Here is a 20,290-nt window from a genome sequence, read left to right as displayed (position 1 = left end):
CCTCAGTGGTTGAAGACATTTCGTTGCCGCCTAGTTCGCCGCCCGGCCGGACTGCACCCATTCTTCCAGCATCTGCACGCCGAAGGCCGTGGCGCCCTCCCGGCCCAGCGGCCGGTCCTTGTCGGCCATTTCCTTGCCGGCTATGTCGAGATGCACCCAGGGGCGGTCTTCGGTGAAATTGCGCAGGAAGGCCGCGGCATAGGGCGCGTCGCCGTCTTCCATGTCCTTGGCGTGATGCCGGATATCGGCGAAGGGCGATTGCAGCCCCTCGTCATAGGCCCGGTCGAGCGGCAGCTGCCAGAACCGCTCGCCGACCTTTTCCCCCGCCGCGATCATGCGCGAGGCGATGGTGTCGTCGGTGCTGAAAAGGCCGGCGAAGACCGAGCCGAGGCCGCGCATCACCGAATAGGTCAGCGTGGCAAGGTCGACGATCACCGAGGGGTTGAAGCGCGAAGCGGCATAATAGAGGCAGTCGGCCAGGATCAGTCGGCCTTCCGCATCCGTGTCGAACACTTCAACGGTCTGCCCCGACGCCGTCGTGACGATATCGCGCGGCTTGAGCGCGGTGCCGGACGGCATGTTCTCGGCAATGCCGAGCACGCCGACGGCATGCACCGGACTGCCTTGCCGGGCGAGCGCTATCAACAGCCCGACAACGGCGGCCGCGCCGCCCATATCGGCCTTCATGTCGAACATCTGCTCGCCGCGCTTTATGCACAGACCGCCGGAATCGAAGCAGACGCCCTTGCCGACGAAAGCCAGCGGCTGCGCGGGAGCGCCCTTGCCGCGATAGCGCAGGACCGCGACACGCGGCGGTCGCGCCGAGCCGGAGCCGACGGCCAGGATCGCATTCATGCCGAGCTCCTTCAGCCGCGCCGCATCGAGGATCTCGACATCGATGCCGGCCTCGCGCAGCGGCTCCAGATGATCGTGGAAATTGTCGGGATGGAGATGGTTCGGCGGCAGGTTGACCAGCGTGCGCGCATATTCGACGCCGTCGGCGATGGCATTGACCCGCGCCAGCACCGCCTTCAGCTCCGGGCCGGCCGCGCCGATCAATTGCACCCGCAAAGTGCGGTCGGCGCCGGCTCCCTGACGCCGGTTGCGCAGGTCGAAACGATAGCGCCGCAGCCGCATGCCGAGCGCGACTCGCGCCAGTATTTCCGCTGCGGGCAGGTCGACACCGGCGAGCGGGTCCAGCATCAGGGTGGCCGCGCATTCGCCCTTGCCTTCCAGATGCGCCGCAAGCAAACCGCCGGCCCGCGCCAGGGAAAGCGTGGTTACAGCCTCGGCATTGCCCAAAGCCAGCACCACCACGCGCCGGGCCGACATGGCCTTGGGAGCGATGACATCGATACAGGTGCCGGACTCCTCAAGCGCGGCCTGCTCGGAACACGCGCGGGACAAGATCCCGTCCATTTCAGCGTCGAGTGCCCCTGCCCGCGGCCCAAAACCGGCTTGAGCGGTTTGCAGGATCACGACGACCGAGGCTTGCCCGGAAATCTCGTCAGCCGCTTCAAAGACCGGCACCGGCGACTGAGGCATAAAACTCGTTCTCCCATTTGCGGGGGCGGCTCCGGCCAAGTCGGCTGCGTCACACAAAGCCTCTCCTGCCACCGGTGGAAACCGGTCAGGCCGGTTCCCGCCGTTGGCGAATGGTATCGGAGTACCCAAATAATTGTTTTCTGACGGCGACTTAGTCGCTCTTGCCTTTTGGGTATCCCCGAACCGGCCGGGCGATCAAACGCCAATTTTGCCCAAGTCGATTGACAAAAACTCAACTGACATTTCATGATCGGCCAATGGCCCTGCCCTCACTCAATGGCATGCGCGCTTTCGAGGCCGCCGCGCGCCTCGGCAGCATCAAGGATGCAGCCGAGGAGCTGCATTTGACGCCTTCAGCCGTCAGCCGCCACATCCGCGCGCTCGAGAAGAACCTTGGCCAAGAGCTGTTCGAGCGCGGCTTTCGCCAGATCACACCGACCATCAGGGGCTCATATTATGCGCGCGGCCTCTCCGAAGCATTCGAGGCTATCTGGCGCGCCACCGACGATGTCAGCTTCGTCCATGGTCATGGCAGGACCCAGCGGGTCAGGGTTCTCTGCGTGCCGGCGGTCCTGAACCTTTGGCTGGCGGACCGGCTGCCTAATTTCCGCAAGCTGCATCCGTCCGTTGACCTGGAGATCTCGACGTCGGGCAAGCGCGCCAACTTCGATTTGGCCATTGTCGACGAGTTCGTCTACAAGGCCGGCCCGGCCCTGACGCTGCTGATCCCGCTGGTCCTGACGCCGGTCTGCGCGCCGTCGCTGCTTGAGGGACCGGTGCCGCTCAGAACGCCCGCCGATCTGGTCAATCATCACCTGATCCACGAATGCGAGAGCATGCGCTGGCGGCGCTGGCTGGAGCAGGAAGGCGTTCTGGACGCCACGCCCAAATCCAGCACGACGCTCGATGACTGCACCTTGATCATGCGCGAGGTGATAAACGGCGCGGGGATCGCTTTGGCCGACACCATGATGGCGCAGGACCTTTTGCAGCAAGGCAAGCTTGTCGCCCCGTTCAGCGCCCGCCATACCTATCCCGCCGGAATCTACCTGCACCAGCGCCGCAGCATCGGAAACAAGCCAGGCACCGGCCTGTTCCAGGACTGGCTGCTCGCCGAGATCGCCGAGCATAAGCGCGCGATGGATATCGCGTAGCGCGTCTCCTCCGAAGCGCCGCGCAAGAAAAAGGCGGCGGCCGACTGGCCGGATATAGGCTGCCCAGGTCAGCCGGAGCAAGGTTCAGTCGCCGCGAGGCTGTAGGAGTGCCAGCGCGGCTGTCGCCATGGCAAGAACGACGGTAAGGGTCAAAGGTCCCGTGGCGCCATGGGTATCCACGACATAGCCGCCGACAACCGCGCCGATGGTGATGGCAACCTGGAAGGAGACGACCATCAGGCTACCCGCAGCTTCCAGCGCATCAGGTGCCGCGCGGGACAGGTTGGTCGGCAGCACGACCGGCGCCATGCCGAAGGCCAATCCCCAAAGCGCGACGAATCCGAAGGCGACGCCAATGTGCACGCCCCAAAGCACCAGTGCCAGCGCCGAAAACGCCATCAACACGGCGGTGCCCACGAGAGCCATGCGGATATTGGCGTCGGCCATACGGCCGCCGGCGACGTTGCCGATCACAGCCGCGATGCCAAATCCGAGCAGGGCCAGGGCAATTGGCCCGGTGGCGAGGAGCGTCACGTGTTCGAGGAAGGGGCGCACATAAACAGAGCCGGCAAAATGCCCTGTCATCAGCAAAAGAATGGCCAGCATGCCGAGTTGAATGCCACGCCGCCGTGTCAGCCGAAATACATCCGCAAGACTATTGCTGGCCGTGGCAGGCAGGGTCGGCAGGCTTACCAACTGCAGCAGCATGGCAACTACGGCCAGCCCCGCTGTCAAGGCCATGGCGCTGCGCCATCCCAGCCAGTCGCTGATCAACGCGCCGACCGATGGCGCGGCAATGGTGGCGAGCGAGACGCCGAGGGTGACGATAGCCATGCCCCGACCTGTCGCATTGGCGCCAACCAGCCTAGCCACGACGGCAACCGAGAGTGCCCAGAATGCGCTGAGAGCAATTCCGAGTCCGGCCCTGCCCAGCAGCAACAGCCAGAAATTGGGCGCCAGCGCGGCAAGGAGGTTGGAACCGACCGCCAGGGCGCTGAGGCCAACCAGCACCGTCTTGCGGTTCAATCGGCCGATGAGGACATTGCTCAACATGGCCGTCAATGCGCCGACCGAAGCCGTGGCGGTGACGACCTGTCCGGCGGTTCCTTCGCTGATGCCGAGGTCCCGCGCCATCGGCGTCAGCAGGCCTGCCGGCAGGAATTCGGCTGATACCAGGGCAAAGCTGGTGGCCGCCAATGAAATGACCGCAAACCATGTGGCTGCGCTCCACGCGGCCGGTGCGGCGGCATCGAGGTCTATCGCCGCGTCTTCAAGCTGTAATGTTGTGTCTGTCACTGAAAGATCTCCAAAGTCTGGAGGTCTTCAATAGACGAGTCCTCTTGGATGATATGTACCTTATAATCCGAAATTCATGTCCGTTCGTCCGGAAATTGTGCGGCGCACCACGCCAGGAGAAACATTGGTGATGCGCTTGAACGCGCGCGCAAAGGATGCCTCGGAATCATAGCCCAAACGGGTAGCGACCTCGGCAACCGACAGGCCATTTTGCCCGAGCAACTCGCGGGCAAGTTGCATCCGCAGACGGGCGAGATAGTGGGCAGCGCCCTCCCCTAACACAGCGCTGAAGCGCTCGGCGAAAATCGAGCGCGATTGGCCTGCTAGGCCGGCAAGGCTTTCCAGGGTCCAGTTATGGCCGGGGTCTCGGTGCATGGCTGCCAGCGCGCGGCCGATATGAGGGTCGCGGATAGCGGCGAGCCAACCGGTGGTCGAGGCGCCAGTGCAATTGACCCAGCAGCGGATGAGCCGGGCGGTCAGCAAGTCGGCCATGCGCGACAGAATCGTGGCGCTGCCCATCTGCGGTTGCGCGGCTTCAGCCGTCATAGCCGCCAGCAAAGGACCGACGACCGGATCGTTGCCGGCCACATCGCACCCTTTGATAATTGATGGCATCAACGTGATCAGTGGATTGAGCGCACAGGCGCCCAGGGCCATGGAGCCGCAGAAAAGGGTGCTTGTCGCGCCCGTCCCTTCCCGCACCACCTCACAGACATTGCTCCCCAACTTGGTCACATGGCAACTCTCGAGCGAGTCGCCGACAACGTCCGGCGCACTGGCCAGCCGATGGGCGATGCCTTGCGGCAGCAGCACCAGATCGCCGTCGCGCAACTCCTGCCAGCCTTCCGCTTCGGTATAAATCCAGCATGGACCCTGGCCGACAAAGTGAAAGCGAAGCAGCTTCTGTTGCGGAAAGGCGATGCTCCATGGATGCCGGAGCTCGCAGCGGCCATAGTTGACCCCACTCAAGCGAAAGTCCTGTAGGACTTCGCTGAGCGCATCCATCGGGATATGCAGAGGCGGGCGGGACGAATAGTCAGGCATTCGGGTACTGTATATGCCGAACGTCCGGCAGGCAAGCGGAGGCCGCTTCAACGGAGGCAGTCCGCCCGCCCTTGCCTCTCCCTCCCTGTGCATGCAAGGAGTGCTTCGAGCAACGGGACGACAGGCATGGCAGTTGAAGCGTCGAGCAGCGATCTGGTGCAGGTTGTGGCGCTGCTCGCCGCGGGCGTCGTCGCCGTGCCGATCTTCAAGCGCATGGGGCTGGGCTCGATCCTCGGCTACCTCGCCGCCGGCGTGGTCATCGGTCCGTTCGGCCTACGCATCTTTTCCGAATCGGAAGCCATCCTCCACGTCGCCGAGCTCGGCGTCGTCATGTTCCTGTTCATCATCGGGCTGGAGATGCAGCCGTCGCGGCTCTGGGGCCTGCGGCGCGAGATTTTCGGCCTGGGTGCCTTGCAGGTCGGCGTCTGCGCGGTGCTTTTGACACTGGTCGGACTAGCCGGAGGCTTCCCCATCGCACAGTCCTTCGTCGCCGGCGCCGGCTTCGTCCTGACCTCGACGGCGATCGTCATGCAGCTGCTCGAAGAGCGCGGCGAGATCGCCACGCCGAAAGGCCAGCGCATCGTCTCCATACTGCTGCTCGAAGACCTGATGATCGTGCCGCTCCTCGCACTTATCGCATTCCTCGCGCCCGGCGGCGCCGAAACCAGCCTTTCGGAGCGGCTGACCGAAGTCGGGGTCGGCATCGCCGCGATCGTGGGACTGGTCGTGGCCGGCCGTTACCTGCTCAATCCGCTCTTCCGCATCCTGGCCGACGCCCGCGCCCGCGAAGTCATGACCGCCGCGGCGCTGCTGGTGGTGCTGGGTTCGGCCCTGGCCATGCAGCTCTCCGGCCTGTCGATGGCAATGGGCGCCTTTCTCGCCGGCGTGCTATTGTCGGAATCGACCTTCCGCCACCAGCTCGAGGCCGATATCGAGCCGTTCCGCGGCATCCTGCTCGGCCTGTTCTTCCTCGCCGTCGGCATGTCGCTCGACCTTGGCGTCGTAGCCCAGAACTGGCGGCTCATCGCCATCTATGTCGTCGCCTACATGGTCATGAAGGCATTCGGCATCTACGTCGTCGCGCGCATTCTGAAAAGCGGCCATCGCGAGGCGCTCGAACGCGCCGTCTTCATGGCGCAGGGCGGCGAGTTCGCCTTCGTGCTCTATTCGTCCGCTGCCGCAGTCGGCATCATCGACGGCCAGGCCAACGCCACGCTGACTGCCATCGTCATCATCTCCATGGTGCTGACGCCGCTGGCGATCCTAGCGCTCCGTTACCTCACCCCGCGCGACGAGCAGTCCCTCGACGGCGTCGACATTGCCGACGGCCTTACAGGCAGCGTGCTGATCATCGGCTTCGGCCGCTTCGGCCAGATCGCCAGCCAGCCGCTTTTGCTGCGCGGGATGGACGTCTCGATCATCGATAACGAGGTGGAGATGATCCAGGCGGCGGCCGATTTCGGCTTCAAGGTCTATTACGGCGACGGCACAAGGCTGGACATCCTGCATGCGGCCGGCGCCGGGCGCGCCCGCGCGGTGCTGATCTGCGTCGACAAGCCGGACGCCGCCGTGCGCATCGCCCAGCTTATCAAGGCCGAATTCCCGCTGGTCACCATCCTGGCGCGCGCCTTCGACCGCGGCACCGCGCTGCAACTCGTGCGCGCCGGCGTCGACTATCAGCTGCGCGAGACCTTCGAATCGGCGCTGGTCTTCGGCGGCTCCGCGCTGGAGGCGCTTGGCGTCGATCCCGAGGAGGTCGCCGAAGTCATGGAGGATGTGCGACGCCGCGACGAAGCGCGCTTCGAGACGCAATTGGCCGAGGGCGTGCGCGCCGGCCAGCGTTTCCTGAAGGGCAATATCGGCACGCCGATCCCGACGCCGCTCACGCAGCCACGCCGCGCCGGCCGCGCGCTGAACCAGGAAACCGCCGTCGTGCTGAACCAGGCAGAGACCAAGAACTGAGGGGCAAATATGGCAGAGCTTGATCCGCGAGCGCTTTCGGTCATCACATTCTGGCGCGACGCCGGCGAGGACGCCTGGTTCGAAAAGAGCGACGCCTTCGACGCCGATTTCCGCAGCCGCTTTCTCGAGCTGCATTACGCCGCGGCGCGGCGCGAATGCGACGATTGGAATGCGCATGCCGAAGGATCGCTGGCGTTGATGATCCTGCTCGATCAGTTCCCGCGCAACTGCTTCCGCGGTACCGGCCACATGTACGCGACCGATCCGCTCGCGAGATACTTCGCCGACAGGGCGATCGCCGCCGGTCAGGACCTCGAGCTGGAAGAATTGCTGCGCGTCTTCCTCTATCTGCCCTTCGAGCATTCCGAAGTGCTGGCGGACCAGGAAAGGTCGGTCGAGCTCACAATCGCCAGGGCGCCCGACTATCTGAAATATGCCGAGGAGCATCTGGCGATCATCCGGCAGTTCGGACGTTTTCCGCACCGGAACCGGATGCTTGGCCGCGCGACGACGGCCGAGGAGCAGGCATTCTTGGACGGCGGCGGGTTTTCCGGCTGACCGGCCGGCTTTGGAGCAATTCCAGGAAAAGTGTGAGCGGTTTTCCGTCCGGAATTGCGACAATGCAAAATCAGCCGAGCCACCATTCGCGGCCCGAAGGCAGCCGCTCGATGCCGGACGTATCGACGGCTTTGAGCCGTTCCGACACGCTCCTGCCGCCGACCGAAAGCCCTGGCGCGATCTCGGCCAGCGGCGCCAGCACGAAGGCGCGTTCCAGCATGCGCGGATGCGGCACTTCGAGCCCGGTCTCGTGGATCACCCGGTCGCCGAACACCAGGATGTCGATATCGATGAGGCGCGGCCCCCAGCGCTCCTCGCGCACGCGCTTCAACCGCCGCTCGACATCGAGGCAAAGCTCGAGCAGCGCGCGTGGCGAAAGCGCCGTCTCGATCGCGGCGGCGGCGTTGAGGAAATCGGGCTGGTCGAGCTTGCCCCAGGGCGGCGTGCGGTAAATCGAGGACACGGCGGTGACGCGCGTCGCGTCGTCGCCGTCCAGCATGCGCAATGCCGCGCCCATGGACTTCGCCGGGTCGCCGAGATTGCCGCCGAGACTGAGGTAGACGGCGCTATTCTGGCCAGACAACGGTCACCTCGACATGATCGAGCACGCCCGGCACCGGGGCGTTCGGCTTGCGCACGGTGATCGCGGCTTTCCTGATCTGGGAGAACCGCGCCGTCAGCGCCTTCGCCACCTCCAGCGCCAGAGCCTCGATCAGGAAGCGGCGATGTCCGGTCACGATCTTTTCGATGACCGAGAAGGCGACACCGTAATTGACGGTGTCCTCGATGGAATCCTCCGTCAGCGGCCGGCTCGGCTCGACCGTCAGCTCGGCATCGACGTAGAAACGCTGGCCAAGCGTCTCCTCCTCGTCCAGCACGCCGTGGCGGGCGAAGAAGGCGCAGTTCTTCATGCGGATGAGGTACATGATCAGTGTCCGGGAGGAAGCTCGGTTTCGCGTTGAAGCATAGCATCGGTCACCGCCAGCGCATCCACGTTGATTGCGACATCGTGGACGCGAAACAGGTCGGCTCCCTTCAAGCGCAGGATGACGCTGGTGGCCGACGTGCCGGCAGCCCGTTCCGCCGGATCGCGCCCGGTGACGGTGCCGATGAAGCGCTTGCGCGAGGTTCCGGCCATCAACGGGTAGCCGAGCGCCTGGAGCTCGGAAAACCGCGCCATCAGGTCGAGGTTTTCCTCCGCCGTTTCCTTGGCGAAGCCGAAGCCGGCATCGAGCACGATCTGGCTGTCGGCGACATTGCCGGCGCGCGCGATCTCCAGCGATTTGCGCAGGAACAGGAACTGGTCCTCGATCACGTCGGGCAGCTTCTGCCGTTCGCGCCCGGTATGCATGATGACGAGCCCGGCGCCTGTCTCTGCGGCGACGCGCGCGATGCCCGGCTCACGCTGCAGCCCCCAGACGTCGTTGACGATATGGGCGCCGGCGGCGACGCCAAGCCGCGCGGTGTCCTCGCGATAGGTGTCGACCGAGATCAGTGCCTCGCCGGAAGCGGCGAGCGCCGCGATGACCGGCAGCACGCGCCCCTGCTCTTCCTCGGCGGAGATCGGGGCGAAACCGGGCCGCGTCGATTCCCCGCCGACGTCGATGATCGCCGCGCCTTCCTTGACCATGCGGCGCGCCTGCTCCAGCGCCTTCTCGGGCGCGGCGAACAGGCCGCCATCCGAAAAACTGTCGGGCGTCACGTTGAGGATGCCAACGACGACCGCCTTCGGACCGAGGTCCAGATAGCGCCCATGAGCCAGCTGCCACCGCCTTGTCGTCATTGTCCATCAACCATGCGTGATCCGCGCGAAATCAATTCCGTTGCGCTGGCGACGGCCCTAAAGCAAGGTGCGTGAAGAGGCAATATGATGAACCCTTCCCTGCTCTGCGCCCTGATGCTCTCGATCACCGCCATGCCGGCAGGCGCGGCCAGTCTGGTCAAGACCTACAGCTATTTCAGCGTCGGCGGCCGCACGCTCGACGATATCCAGAACCAGCTCTCGAAAAACGGCCCCGAGGTGAAGAGCACCGGGTCGCGGCATCCCGGCGCCACGCAAATGGCCTTCACCACCCGCATCAGCTACGCGCAGAGCGCCGGGTCCTGCCGTGTCGCCGACGCGGCCGTCACCGTGAAGGTCAAGGTGATCCTCCCCGAATGGCGGCGCCCGCGCAAATCCGATCCCGGCGTCAGGCTGGTCTGGGACACGCTCTCGGCCGACATCAAGCGGCATGAGGAGCGCCATGTCGAGATCGCCAAGAACCATGCGCGCCTGCTCGAGGATGCACTGAAGGCACTCCCCCCGCAAAAGACCTGCGAGCAGGCGAAGGTCAACGCCGCCGCGGTCCAGGCAGCCGAGCTCGCCATGCATGATCAGGACCAGGTCCGCTTCGACCGCGTCGAGAGCGTCAATTTCGAAAGCCGTATCCTTCGGCTGATGCGCTACCGGATGGAGCGTGTCGAAGCCGGCCAGTTGCCGCCGCCTTGACTTGAGCGCCGAGCCCTATCCGGGGCCAATTTCATCCAAGCATGGTGCCAGACCGGAAAAACTTTCGAGTGATGGTCGAAATCGGCCTATATCGAACGACATAATGCGGGTTCGAAGCGCCAAAGCCTCGGGTCCACGATGAGAAATGACAGGTGCGACCGGCCAAAGCCGCCTTGGCGCACCAAGTACCAGCCTTTGAAAGAATGATGCATGGACCAGACCGTCGAGAACCAGACGATGGCGCCGGAAGCCGCGCCGATCATGAGCGAGAGCGAGAAGAATGCCATCATCGGCGGCGTGCTGTTGTCGATGCTGCTGGCGGCCCTTGATCAGACCATCGTAGCCCCTGCCCTGCCGACGATCGCCGGCGCGCTCGGCCATGCCGAGTATCTGCCGTGGATCGTCACCGGCTATCTTCTGACCGCAACCGCGATGGCGCCGCTCTACGGCAAGATTTCCGATGTCTACGGACGTCGCCCCGTCATCTACGCCGCCATCCTCGTCTTCCTGCTCGGGTCGCTGGTCAGCGCGCTTGCTCCCAACATGCTGGTGCTGGTCATCGGCCGCGCCATCCAGGGCGCCGGCGGCGGCGGTCTCTTCGCGCTGGCCCAGACGGTCATCGGCGACCTCGTGCCGCCGCGCGAGCGCGCCCGCTATGCGGCCTGGATCGCAGGCACTTGGGCGGTCGCCAGCGTCGCCGGCCCGCTGCTCGGCGGCGTGTTTGCCGAGCATCTGCACTGGTCGCTGATCTTCTGGATCAACCTGCCGATCGGCTTCTTGGCCATGGCCATCATCAACAACCCGTTGAAGAAGCTGCCGGTCGCGGCCAAGAACCATCGCATCGACGGCTTGGGCGCCGTGCTGCTGGTTATCGCCACGACGCTTCTGCTCCTGGCGCTCAGCTGGGGCGGCAGCGCCTATCCCTGGTTCTCCCGCGAAATCCTTGGGCTGGTTGCCTGTTCGGCGGTGTTCTGGGCCTTCTTCGCGCTCAGGCTGCTCAAGGCGGCCGAGCCTTTGATCTCGCTCGAAGTCTTGGGCAACCCGATCGTGCTCGCCGGCACACTATCGATGTTCCTGCTGCAGGCCGCGAACATCGGCGCGTCGGTATACCTGCCGGTCTATCTGCAATCGGTCGTCGGGCTTTCGGTCAGCGAATCCGGCACCGCGATGCTCGGCCTCCTGCTCGGCACGGTCGCCGGCGCGACCTTCAGCGGCCGCACGATCCCGCGCTTTGTCCATTACAAGCGCATCGCCATGATCGGCGTCGGCCTGGCCATCGTCTGCATTGGCGTGCTCAGTGCCATTGCGGAACACGCCTCGCTGCTCGAAGTGGAAATCCTGACCACTCTGATCGGCCTGGGCAGCGGAACGACATTCCCGGTTGCCACCGTCTCGGTCCAGAATGCCGTCGATCGCGCGCATCTCGGAGTCGCGACGGGCGTTCTGACCTTCCTGCGCACGCTGGGCGGCGCGCTCGGCGTGGCCATGCTCGGCGCCGTCGCGCTCGGCTACGGCCTGCCATTGTCCTCAGAAGGCTCGCAGACGCATATCCATCCGGCATCGGCGTTGCCGTTCGTGATGATATTCGTCGCCGCCGGAGCAACGCTCGTCCTGGCGCTGATCACGCTGGCCCTGATGCCCGAAAAGGAACTGCGCGGCCACGACGAGCAAACCGCGCCCGCGCTTGCGGAGTAGATCGTTTGAAGGTGTGTTGAGATTCAGGTCAGGCCGAGTCGAGAAGGGCAGTTTCCGAGAACCGGCCTACGCCGGCCGTAGCCTTATTTTAGCCGCCCCGCCATTCGTGAGGGCTTCGGCCGGCGAAGGCCGGAAGCGCAGGAAGCTGCCGTTCGCAGTCCGGCATCACCTGAATATCAATACGCCTTAATCATGCACGCCGAGCTTCTTTTGCAGGCTGGTCGACGAGGTCGTGTACTGAAAGACGATGCGCTCGCCCGGGCTGACGATCCGCTTGGCGGCCTGCGCCATCAGCGCCACTTCATGGAAGCCTGACAGGATCAGCTTGAGCTTGCCCGGATACCAGTTGATGTCGCCGACGGCAAAGATGCCCGGGATCGACGTCTGGAACTTCTCGGTGTCCACCGGGATCAGGTTCTCGTGCAGGTTAAGGCCCCATTCGGCGATCGGCCCGAGCTTCATGGTGAGGCCGAAGAATGGCAGCATGCGGGTGCACGGCACCTCGACGTCGCCATCCGGGCCGCCCTTGATGGTCGCCGACGACAGCTGACCGCCGCCGCCGGCAAGGCCGCTGACCTGGCCGACCAGGAATTCGAGCTGCTTCATCTCATGCATGGCATACATCTTGTTGACGCTGTCGGGCGCGGCCCGGAATTCCGGGCGGCGATGCACCAGCGTCACGCTTTTGGCGATCGGCTGCAGGTTGAGCGTCCAGTCGAGTGCGGAATCGCCGCCGCCGACGATGACGAGATCGTGGCCGCGAAATTCCTCCATGCGCCGGACCGAATAGAACACGCTCTTGCCTTCGTACTCCTCGATGCCCGGAATGGGCGGACGCTTGGGCTGGAACGAGCCGCCGCCGGCGGCGATCACCACCACCTTGGCCTCGAACAATTCACCTTCGTCGGTGGCGACGCGGAAACTGCCGTCCTCCAGCTTTTCAAGGCTCGACACCATGCGGTTGAAGGTGAAGTCCGGCTTGAACGGATGGATCTGCTCCATGAGCTTGTCGACCAGGCCTTGCGCGGAGATCGTCGGCCAGCCGGGAATGTCGTAGATCGGCTTTTCAGGATAGAGCTCGGCGCATTGGCCGCCGGGACGATCGAGAATGTCGATCAGATGGCATTTCATATCGAGCAGACCGAGCTCGAACACGGCGAACAGGCCGATCGGCCCTGCCCCGACAATGAGAACGTCCGTTTTGATGGTATCGGTCATGCGCTGCGCCCCGATTGGGAAAGCGGCGAGACTGCATGAGCTGTCGGCCGCTGCCAAGCTGCCGGCGCAAAAGAAAATTGGAAAGTCGGCTCTAACCCTGGCGCGCGGGGACCCGAACCACCAGCCCGTCCAGCGCGTCGCGCACCTTGATCTGGCAGGAGAGGCGTGAGTTCGGCTGGACCTCGTAGGCGAAATCCAGCATGTCCTCCTCCATCGCCTCCGGCTCGCCGACCTCCGCCGTCCAGGCTTCGTCGACATAGACATGGCAGGTCGCGCAGGCACAGGCGCCGCCGCATTCGGCTTCGATGCCCGGAACCGCATTGCGGATCGCGTTTTCCATCACCGTCGAGCCGTTTTCGGCTTCCACGTCAAACCGGGTCCCGTCATGGGCGATGTAAGTCAGCTTGGTCATTAAGTCACCTGAGGAGTCGCAGCCGAGATAATCACTCTGCCGGACAAGTCAACTGCGGCGCGAAAGCGCCACGAAATGACGTTTTTCAGAAAGGTGGGATACTAGCGGCTGATGCCTGCGATGAAGTCGCGCACTTCCTCGATCAGCGTGCTGAGCCGCTTGAGCGCCCGGACGTCTTCCGGCTGGGTTTCGATGATCGCGGCGCAGTCGGCCACCGCAAAGGCGCCGATGCCGCGCGCCGAGCCTTTCAGGCCATGTGCCAGAAGCACCCTTTGCCTGGCGTCGGCATCCGCGATCTGGTCACGGACCGACAGCGACTGGTGCACGAACAGCGCCAGCACCTCGCGTTCGAGGTCGCGGTCGCCCATTGTCTGGCGTGCCAGATGGCCGAGATCCACCGGTCGGGCTCCAGCCGTTCCGGAGGCGTCGCCCCCCGGCATGGAAAACGCAATACCACTTTCGCCACGCATACGCACTGCAACTCCATCAAGCGGGCAGACGGGCCCGCGAAAATAGGCGCTCCCGGTCGCCAACGGGTTAACGACTGCAGAGGAAAAATGTTGTCACGGAGGCAGCCGGATCACGTCTCCGTTAACCTTATATTTAAAGTTTTACGTATCGCCCGGAATGCATGTTTTCTTTACCCCAGTGTGTCATTACGATACGAAGGTCCATTTTTCAGCCTCCTGCGCGGGATAGACAAGCCAGAATCGGGCCAGAATCAGGCCAAAATCATAAGTCCCGCGGCAGCTAGTACAGGGTAGCGAAGGCATGGCTAAGAAACCAACGACGACGAAGTCTCTCGAGAATGACGTGGCCGCGGAACTGGAAAAGGCGCTTGACCTTGACCTTAACGGCGACGAAGGCGGCCTCGACATGGCGGCGTCGATGGAGGATCTCGAAGCGCAGATTTCGGCGGCGGCCGACGAGCTGGCGCGCGAAGGGCGCAGCCAGAGGACGGAGCCGGCAAACAATCCCCAGCCTGCCAGCCCCCAGCCCCCCAGGGCGCCCGCAGCCAAGCCGGCCGAGTTGCGCCCGGTCGAGCCGCGCAACGGGCAGCCGTCCGGCTTTACGCCTCCAGCCGGCTTCACGCCCGCCAACGACGACCGCCAGAAGGACTACAAGACGCTGCTGCACAGCCTCAATCGCCGTGCGTCCAGCACCGTCTACTGGGTGATCGCCTTTATCTCGCTGGCCTGGATCGCCGGCGCCGGCGGCCTGGCCAACCTGTTGTTCGGCCCCGGCATCTGGAACATCCGTACCTTCGACCAGTTCTTCGCCCGTCCCGAGCTGATCGGCCTGGCGGTTGCCGCGATCGTTCCGGTCATCCTGTTCTGGGCGTTCGCCGCCATGATCCGGCGCGCGCAGGAAATGCGCCTCGCCGCGCAATCGATGACCGAGGTCGCCTTCCGCCTGGCGGAGCCCGAAAACCTCGCCCAGGACCGTGTCATGATGATCGGCCAGGCCGTTCGCCGAGAGGTGGCGGCCATGGGCGAAGGCATCGAGCGCACCCTGGCCCGCGCGGTTGAGCTCGAAACGCTCGTCCACGGCGAAGTCAGCCAGCTCGAACGCTCCTATTCCGAGAACGAGGCCCGCATACGTTCGCTGGTCGACGGCCTCGGCAGCGAGCGCGAGGCGGTCGTCACCCATGCCGAGCGCGTGCGCGCCTCCATCGCCAGCGCTCACGAGACGCTGCGCGACGAGATCGGCTCGGCCAGCGACATCATCCGCGACTCGATCCTCAACGCGTCGACCAAGCTGTCGATGACGATCAACAATTCCGGCGACACGCTGATCGACCGCATCAATGAAAGCTCGACATCGATCTTCGATTCCGTGGAATCGCGCCTTGACAACATCACGGACCGTCTTTCGACCTCCGGCGAGGCTTTCGCGAGCCTGCTCGATACCCGTATCGCCAAGCTGACCGACACCACGGACGGCCTGACACGCTCGCTGACCGACCTGCTCGACGACCGCACCAACGGCATGGTCTCGCTGCTCGGCGGCGCGGCGCGCACCTTGAGTTCGGAGTTCGAGACGAGCCTCAGCGGCATCGAGCGGACGCTGGCCGAACGCGGTCAGGCGCTGATCAGCGAATTCCAAACCCGCGCCGAGGCGCTCGACACCGGAACGCAGAAACTCAACGCCGCCCTCGAAGCCCGCGCCCGCCAGATCAACGAGACGCTGGTCGAGCGCGCCCGCGAGATCGCGCACACCTTCGCCGACAGCAAGGACCAGCTGACGTCGATGATCGATCAGGGCAAGACGCAGATCGGCGCCGACATGGCGGATATCATCTCGTCGACCTCCTCCATGCTCGAAGCCCGCGCCACCGACTTCGCCGGGCGCATGGAAGCGGCCCGGCATGTCGTGTCGCGCTCATTCGATTCCGACATCCAGCGGCTGGCCGATGCCCGTGTCGGTATTGAGGAAGCCGTCGAGAACCACAGCCGTGCGCTTTCGGAGAGCCGCGAGCGCATGGCGGCCGCCATGCAGGAGGATCTGGCGAAATTCGCCGAAGGCCGCGTGGCAATCGATGCCGCCGTGACCAACCAGGTGCAGAAGCTGGCCGAAGGCCGCGGCCTGATCTCGCGGGCGCTGGAAGAAGACCTGCGCAAGGTCAACGAGTCCCGCGCCGCCATCGATGCGTCGCTGGGCAGCCATCTGGAGCAGCTCGAAGAAGGCCGCAACCGCCTGTCCCAGGTCTTGAACGAAGACTCCGGCAGGCTCGTCCAAGCTCGTACGATGATTGACGAAATGGTCGCCGGCCATGTCGGGAAGCTGGCCGAGGGCCGCAACATCCTGGCGCGCGCGCTGGAGGCCGATCTCAACAAGCTGCAGGACAGCCGGGCCTCCATCGACGGCCTTGTCGCCGGTCAGGTCGAGAAGATCGCCGAGGGCCGCGCCGTGCTCGCCAAGGCGCTCGAGACCGACATCATCGGCATCCGCGGCCTGATCGAGACCCACTCGACCAAGCTCGCCGAGGACCGCGGCGAGCTCAGCCGCGCCCTTGAAAGCGATCTGAGCGGCATCCGCGGCCTGATCGACAGCCACGCCGGCAAGCTCGCCGACGACCGCAGCCTGCTGTCGCAGACGCTGGAAGCCGACCTCGCCAAGCTCGCCGAAAGCCGCGCCTCGATCGACGGCCTTGTCGCCGGCCAGGTCGAGAAGCTCGCCGAAGGCCGCGACATCCTCAAGCGTGCCTTGGAAGCCGACCTCAACGCCATCAAGGGTGCCATAGCGGGACATTCGGACAGGGTGCTGGAAGATCGCTCACAGCTTTCGAAAGCGCTTGAGACCGACCTGCAGGCCGTCAGCGGCGCCATCGCCGACCATCAAAACCGGCTCGTTCAGGACCGTTCCGTGCTGTCGAAATCGCTGGAGGACGATCTCGCCAAGCTGGCGGAGAGCCGCTCCAGCATCGACGGGCTGGTCGCCGGCCAGGTCGAGAAGCTTGCCGAAGGCCGCGACATCCTCAAGCGCGCGCTGGAAGCCGACCTCAACACCATCCAGGGCGCGATCGTCGATCATTCACAGAAGATCACCGGCCACCGCGCCGAGCTTTCGCGTGCGCTGGAGACCGATATGGCTAATGCCAGCGGCCTCATGCAGACCCATGCCGACCAACTGTCGCAGAACCGTGCGACGCTGTCCAAGGCGCTCGAGGACGATCTTGCCAAGCTCGCCGAGAGCCGCGCCGGCATCGACGGCCTGGTATCCGGCCAGGTCGAGAAGCTCGCGGAAGGCCGCGACATCCTCAAGCGTGCGTTGGAAGCCGACCTCGCCAAGCTCGCCGAAAGCCGTTCCTCGATCGACGGCCTGGTCGCCGGCCAGGTCGAAAAGCTCGCCGAAGGCCGCGATATCCTCAAGCGCGCCCTCGAAGCGGACCTTCAGAAGCTGACGGAAAGCCGCTCGGAGATCGACGATGTCATCGCCGGTCATGTCGGCAAGCTGTCCGAGGGCCGCAACATGCTGGCCAAGGCCCTCGAGGACGATCTCGTCAAGCTTGCCGATGCGCGCAAGGACGTCGACCGTTCGGTTTCCGGCCATATTGATCAGATCGCTGCCCGAAGCAGCGATATCTCGGCGGCGATTGCCGCCGATGTCGAGAAGATCGAGCAGGCCTTCAGCCGGCAGACCGGTGTCATCGAGGAGCGCGCCGGCACCATGGAGCGTGCGCTGTCGACCGGCGTCGACAATGTCCGCGGCGTGCTGGAAAAGACCGCGGTCTTCGTGGCGGGCGCGCTGCGCGACAAGGTCATGGAAATCACCAGCACCCTGCACGAGCAGGCCGGTGCGGCTTTCAGCGACGCCGACCGCAAGATCGCCGAACGCGCCGAGCAGACTTCCGCCGCGCTGCTTGCCAGGGCCGAGGACATCGCGCAGGCTTTCGAGGCGGCGGACCGCCGCCTGCACGAGCGCGCCCAGGATACGTCCAACATGCTGATGGCGCGCGCCGACGATGCCTCCAACTCGCTCATGGCCCGCGCCGAGGAAACCGCCGACAAGCTGGCCGCACGCGCCGGCGACATCGCCAACACCTTCGACGCAGCCGACCAGAAGCTGGTTGCCCGCGCCGTCGAGACGGCGCAGTCGCTGGCCGCCCGTGCCGGCGACATCCTGCGCAACTTCGAGGGCGCCGACGAGCGGCTTTCGATGCGCATCAGCGAATCGGCCGAAGCGCTGGCCGCCCGCGCCTCGGACCTCGGCCGCATCTTCGACAGCGCCGACCAGCATCTGATCTCGCGTATCGCCGAGGGCTCGGAAGCACTGTCGTCGCGGGCGTCCGAAATTGCCCGTATCTTCGACGACGCCGACAGCCGTCTGGTGTCGCGTATCGCCTCGAGCACCTCGACCATCGGCGAGCATGCCGACACGATCGTCGGCGCCTTCGCGGCGACCGAACAACGCGTCGCCGACCGTGCCCGCCAGACCGGGCAGGAGCTTGCCGTGCATGCCCGCGAGATCGAGCAGGCGCTGGCCGGAGCCGACGAGCGGCTGGCCGCAAGCGCCTCGGCCGCGGCCGCCCGTGTCGAGGACCAGGTGGCGAGCGTGGAAAACCGCTTCGCCTACACCGCCGAGACCATGGGCCAGAAGCTCAACGAGCAGGTCTCCAGCGCCGAGGCCCAGCTCATCTCGCGCGCCAATGTCATCGCCGAGACCTTCACGGCGGTCGGCCAGCATATCGGCCAGAGCACCAACGAGGCCGCCCGCACGATCGGCGCCAACACCCGCGAGCTCAACACCATGCTCGCGGCGCGTTCGGCAGAGATGGCGAAAATCCTCGACGAGACGGCCAAACCGCTGGTCGAGCGCTTCGCCCAGGGCGGCTCCGAGCTGCAGCGCAGCATGGAAGAGGTCACCGAACGGGCGGCCGAGAAGCTGCGCAGCGAGAACACGAACCTCGTCAATGCTCTCGCCAGCCGCACGGCCGAGACGCTGTCGGCCGTCGAAGGCGCCCGCTCGTCGCTTGCCGACAGCGTGGCCGATCTTATCGGCCGCATGACCACCTCCAGCGCGCAGCTCGGCCAATTGATCGACCAGGCTGCCGTCAATCTCGGCCAGGTCGAGGAGCGGCTCTCCGGCAGCACGCAGAGCTTCGCCACGACCACGGAGAAGGCCGCCCAGACTTTCGCCAGTTCGGCGCGTCTGGTCGATTCCAACACGACGCGGCTCACCGACCTGTCCTCGGCGACGCTGCGCGAGGTGGCCTCGATCGCGACCAAGTTCGACGAACACAGCCGGTTGCTCTCCAGCGCCTCGAATTTGCTCAGCTCCGCGCAAAGCAATCTCGAGCACACGCTGGAGCGTCAGTCCTCGCTGGAAGACCTCGCCGTCGGCCTGGTCAAGAAGTCGGAAGACCTCGAGAAGGTGATGCGCTCCTTCGAAAACCTCGTCGGCCAGACGATGCAGACCGCGGAGGGCCGCACGATGGAATCGGCGGAAAAGATCCGCACCGCCATCGCCGACGTCGTCGATTCGGCCACACGCCGCTTTGCCGACGCGACCGAAGAGATGCGTCGCACCGCAGGCTCGATCAAGAGCGAGCTCGACCTTACCCGCGCCGAGCTGAAGAAGGGCGTGATCGAGATGCCGGAGGAAGCCAAGGAATCGACCTCGGCCATTCGTCGCGCTGTCGCAGAGCAGATCAATGCGCTCAAGGAACTGTCGGATATCGTTGCGAAATCCGGCCGCAGCGGCAGCAGCGAACAGGGCGAGCCACGCGGTCTGCGCCCGGCTCCGCAGGCGCCGGCCCGAGCCGCCGAACCGCCGCTGCGCCGTCCCACGGCGCCGCAGCCACAGCAGCAACCGCAACCGACGGCCCGCGCTCCGCAGGCGCCGGTCGCCGAGACAACGCTGCGCGGCACGCTCGACCTTGAACGCCCCGCCGAGGCGCCGCGCCGCGATCCGAACGGCAAGCCCCAGCAGGGCGGCTGGGTGCGCGACCTCCTCACCAATGCCTCGCGTGAGGAAGAGCTGCGGCCGGCAGCGCCGGCGGAAGCGCCGCGCGCGACGCCTGCCCAGCGCTCGCCGCTGCATGTCATGGAGTCGCTCAACTCGCTCTCCGTCGACATCGCCCGCGCCATCGACCATGACGCCTCGATCGAGCTCTGGAACCGCTACCGGCGGGGCGAGCGCGACGTCTTCACCCGTCGCCTCTACACGCTGAAGGGCCAGCAGACCTTCGACGAGATCCGCCGCAAGTATCAGGCCGAGGCGGAATTCCGCGCCGCGGTCGACCGTTACTGCGAGGATTTCGAGAAGCTGCTCAAGGATGTCTCGCGCAACGACCGCGACAACATCATGGCGCAGACCTACCTGACGTCCGACACCGGCAAGGTCTACACCATGCTGGCCCATGCCAGCGGCCGGCTGCACTAAGCCAGTGCTTGATCAAAAGAAACGAAAAAGGCG

General features: G+C 65.1%; 15 protein-coding genes. 6 read left to right on the top strand and 9 right to left on the bottom strand.

The window, feature by feature from the left end:
• Window positions 1-30: 30 nt before the first annotated feature.
• On the bottom strand, window positions 31-1,545 hold the full coding sequence (locus FJW05_RS03140; RefSeq protein WP_140627690.1) for a leucyl aminopeptidase: 1,515 nt from the start codon (window positions 1,543-1,545) through the stop codon (window positions 31-33).
• A gap of 257 nt (window positions 1,546-1,802) precedes the next feature.
• Here FJW05_RS03140 and FJW05_RS03135 point away from each other — a divergent pair, with 257 nt between their 5' ends.
• Window positions 1,803-2,699, top strand: a complete 897-nt coding sequence (locus FJW05_RS03135; protein ID WP_140627688.1) for a LysR substrate-binding domain-containing protein — start codon at window positions 1,803-1,805, stop codon at window positions 2,697-2,699.
• Between the two features lie 84 nt (window positions 2,700-2,783).
• Here FJW05_RS03135 and FJW05_RS03130 read toward each other — a convergent pair whose 3' ends face one another.
• Both FJW05_RS03130 and FJW05_RS03125 read right to left on the bottom strand, forming a co-directional pair.
• Entirely contained in the window at window positions 2,784-3,995 is a 1,212-nt protein-coding gene (locus FJW05_RS03130) for an MFS transporter (protein ID WP_140627687.1), read from the bottom strand.
• A gap of 60 nt (window positions 3,996-4,055) precedes the next feature.
• Complete coding sequence (locus FJW05_RS03125) at window positions 4,056-5,039, bottom strand: AraC family transcriptional regulator (RefSeq protein ID WP_140627685.1); 984 nt, start codon at window positions 5,037-5,039, stop codon at window positions 4,056-4,058.
• A gap of 126 nt (window positions 5,040-5,165) precedes the next feature.
• Here FJW05_RS03125 and FJW05_RS03120 point away from each other — a divergent pair, with 126 nt between their 5' ends.
• Window positions 5,166-7,001, top strand: a complete 1,836-nt coding sequence (locus tag FJW05_RS03120; RefSeq protein WP_140627683.1) for a monovalent cation:proton antiporter-2 (CPA2) family protein — start codon at window positions 5,166-5,168, stop codon at window positions 6,999-7,001.
• A gap of 9 nt (window positions 7,002-7,010) precedes the next feature.
• The gene (locus FJW05_RS03115; protein WP_140627681.1) at window positions 7,011-7,559 is read left to right on the top strand and encodes a DUF924 family protein; all 549 of its coding nucleotides are present in this window, start codon (window positions 7,011-7,013) and stop codon (window positions 7,557-7,559) included.
• Window positions 7,560-7,629: 70 nt separating this feature from the next.
• On the opposite strand, the gene folK is transcribed toward FJW05_RS03115, so the two are convergent.
• The 3 genes from folK to folP are packed head-to-tail and all read right to left on the bottom strand — an operon-like array spanning window position 7,630 to window position 9,342.
• The gene (folK, locus tag FJW05_RS03110) at window positions 7,630-8,142 is read right to left on the bottom strand and encodes a 2-amino-4-hydroxy-6-hydroxymethyldihydropteridine diphosphokinase (protein ID WP_140627679.1); all 513 of its coding nucleotides are present in this window, start codon (window positions 8,140-8,142) and stop codon (window positions 7,630-7,632) included.
• Window positions 8,126-8,485: a dihydroneopterin aldolase gene (gene folB, locus FJW05_RS03105; protein WP_095765255.1), complete on the bottom strand. Its 360-nt coding sequence runs from the start codon at window positions 8,483-8,485 to the stop codon at window positions 8,126-8,128. The genes folK and folB overlap by 17 nt, the downstream gene beginning before the upstream one ends.
• A 2-nt stretch (window positions 8,486-8,487) precedes the next feature.
• The gene (gene folP / locus FJW05_RS03100; protein WP_140627677.1) at window positions 8,488-9,342 is read right to left on the bottom strand and encodes a dihydropteroate synthase; all 855 of its coding nucleotides are present in this window, start codon (window positions 9,340-9,342) and stop codon (window positions 8,488-8,490) included.
• An 84-nt stretch (window positions 9,343-9,426) separates the two neighbouring features.
• Between folP and FJW05_RS03095 the strand changes: the two genes are divergently transcribed.
• Window positions 9,427-10,047, top strand: a complete 621-nt coding sequence (locus FJW05_RS03095) for a DUF922 domain-containing protein (RefSeq protein WP_140627674.1) — start codon at window positions 9,427-9,429, stop codon at window positions 10,045-10,047.
• Window positions 10,048-10,257: 210 nt separating this feature from the next.
• Window positions 10,258-11,742: an MDR family MFS transporter gene (locus FJW05_RS03090; RefSeq protein ID WP_140627672.1), complete on the top strand. Its 1,485-nt coding sequence runs from the start codon at window positions 10,258-10,260 to the stop codon at window positions 11,740-11,742.
• Window positions 11,743-11,928: 186 nt separating this feature from the next.
• Here the strand turns inward: FJW05_RS03090 and FJW05_RS03085 are convergent, their stop codons facing one another.
• The 3 genes from FJW05_RS03085 to FJW05_RS03075 form a co-directional block, all read right to left on the bottom strand.
• Window positions 11,929-12,960, bottom strand: coding sequence for an NAD(P)/FAD-dependent oxidoreductase (locus FJW05_RS03085; RefSeq protein ID WP_140542793.1), 1,032 nt, complete (start codon window positions 12,958-12,960; stop codon window positions 11,929-11,931).
• A 91-nt stretch (window positions 12,961-13,051) separates the two neighbouring features.
• Window positions 13,052-13,372 (bottom strand): 2Fe-2S iron-sulfur cluster-binding protein, encoded by a 321-nt coding sequence (locus FJW05_RS03080; RefSeq protein ID WP_095765250.1) that lies wholly within the window; start codon window positions 13,370-13,372, stop codon window positions 13,052-13,054.
• A gap of 101 nt (window positions 13,373-13,473) precedes the next feature.
• Window positions 13,474-13,842 carry an Hpt domain-containing protein gene (locus tag FJW05_RS03075; RefSeq protein ID WP_140542794.1) on the bottom strand — a complete coding sequence of 123 codons (369 nt, stop codon included), beginning with the start codon at window positions 13,840-13,842 and terminating at the stop codon, window positions 13,474-13,476.
• A gap of 301 nt (window positions 13,843-14,143) precedes the next feature.
• Here FJW05_RS03075 and FJW05_RS03070 point away from each other — a divergent pair, with 301 nt between their 5' ends.
• The gene (locus FJW05_RS03070) at window positions 14,144-20,257 is read left to right on the top strand and encodes a kinesin (RefSeq protein WP_140627670.1); all 6,114 of its coding nucleotides are present in this window, start codon (window positions 14,144-14,146) and stop codon (window positions 20,255-20,257) included.
• The last annotated feature ends 33 nt before the right edge of the window (window positions 20,258-20,290 follow it).

The sequence above is a fragment of the Mesorhizobium sp. B2-9-1 genome, assembly GCF_006439455.1.
Taxonomy (GTDB): Bacteria; Pseudomonadota; Alphaproteobacteria; order Rhizobiales; family Rhizobiaceae; genus Mesorhizobium.
The sequence above is the reverse complement of the archived record's forward strand: the minus strand, read 5'-3'. Positions and strand labels throughout refer to the sequence as shown.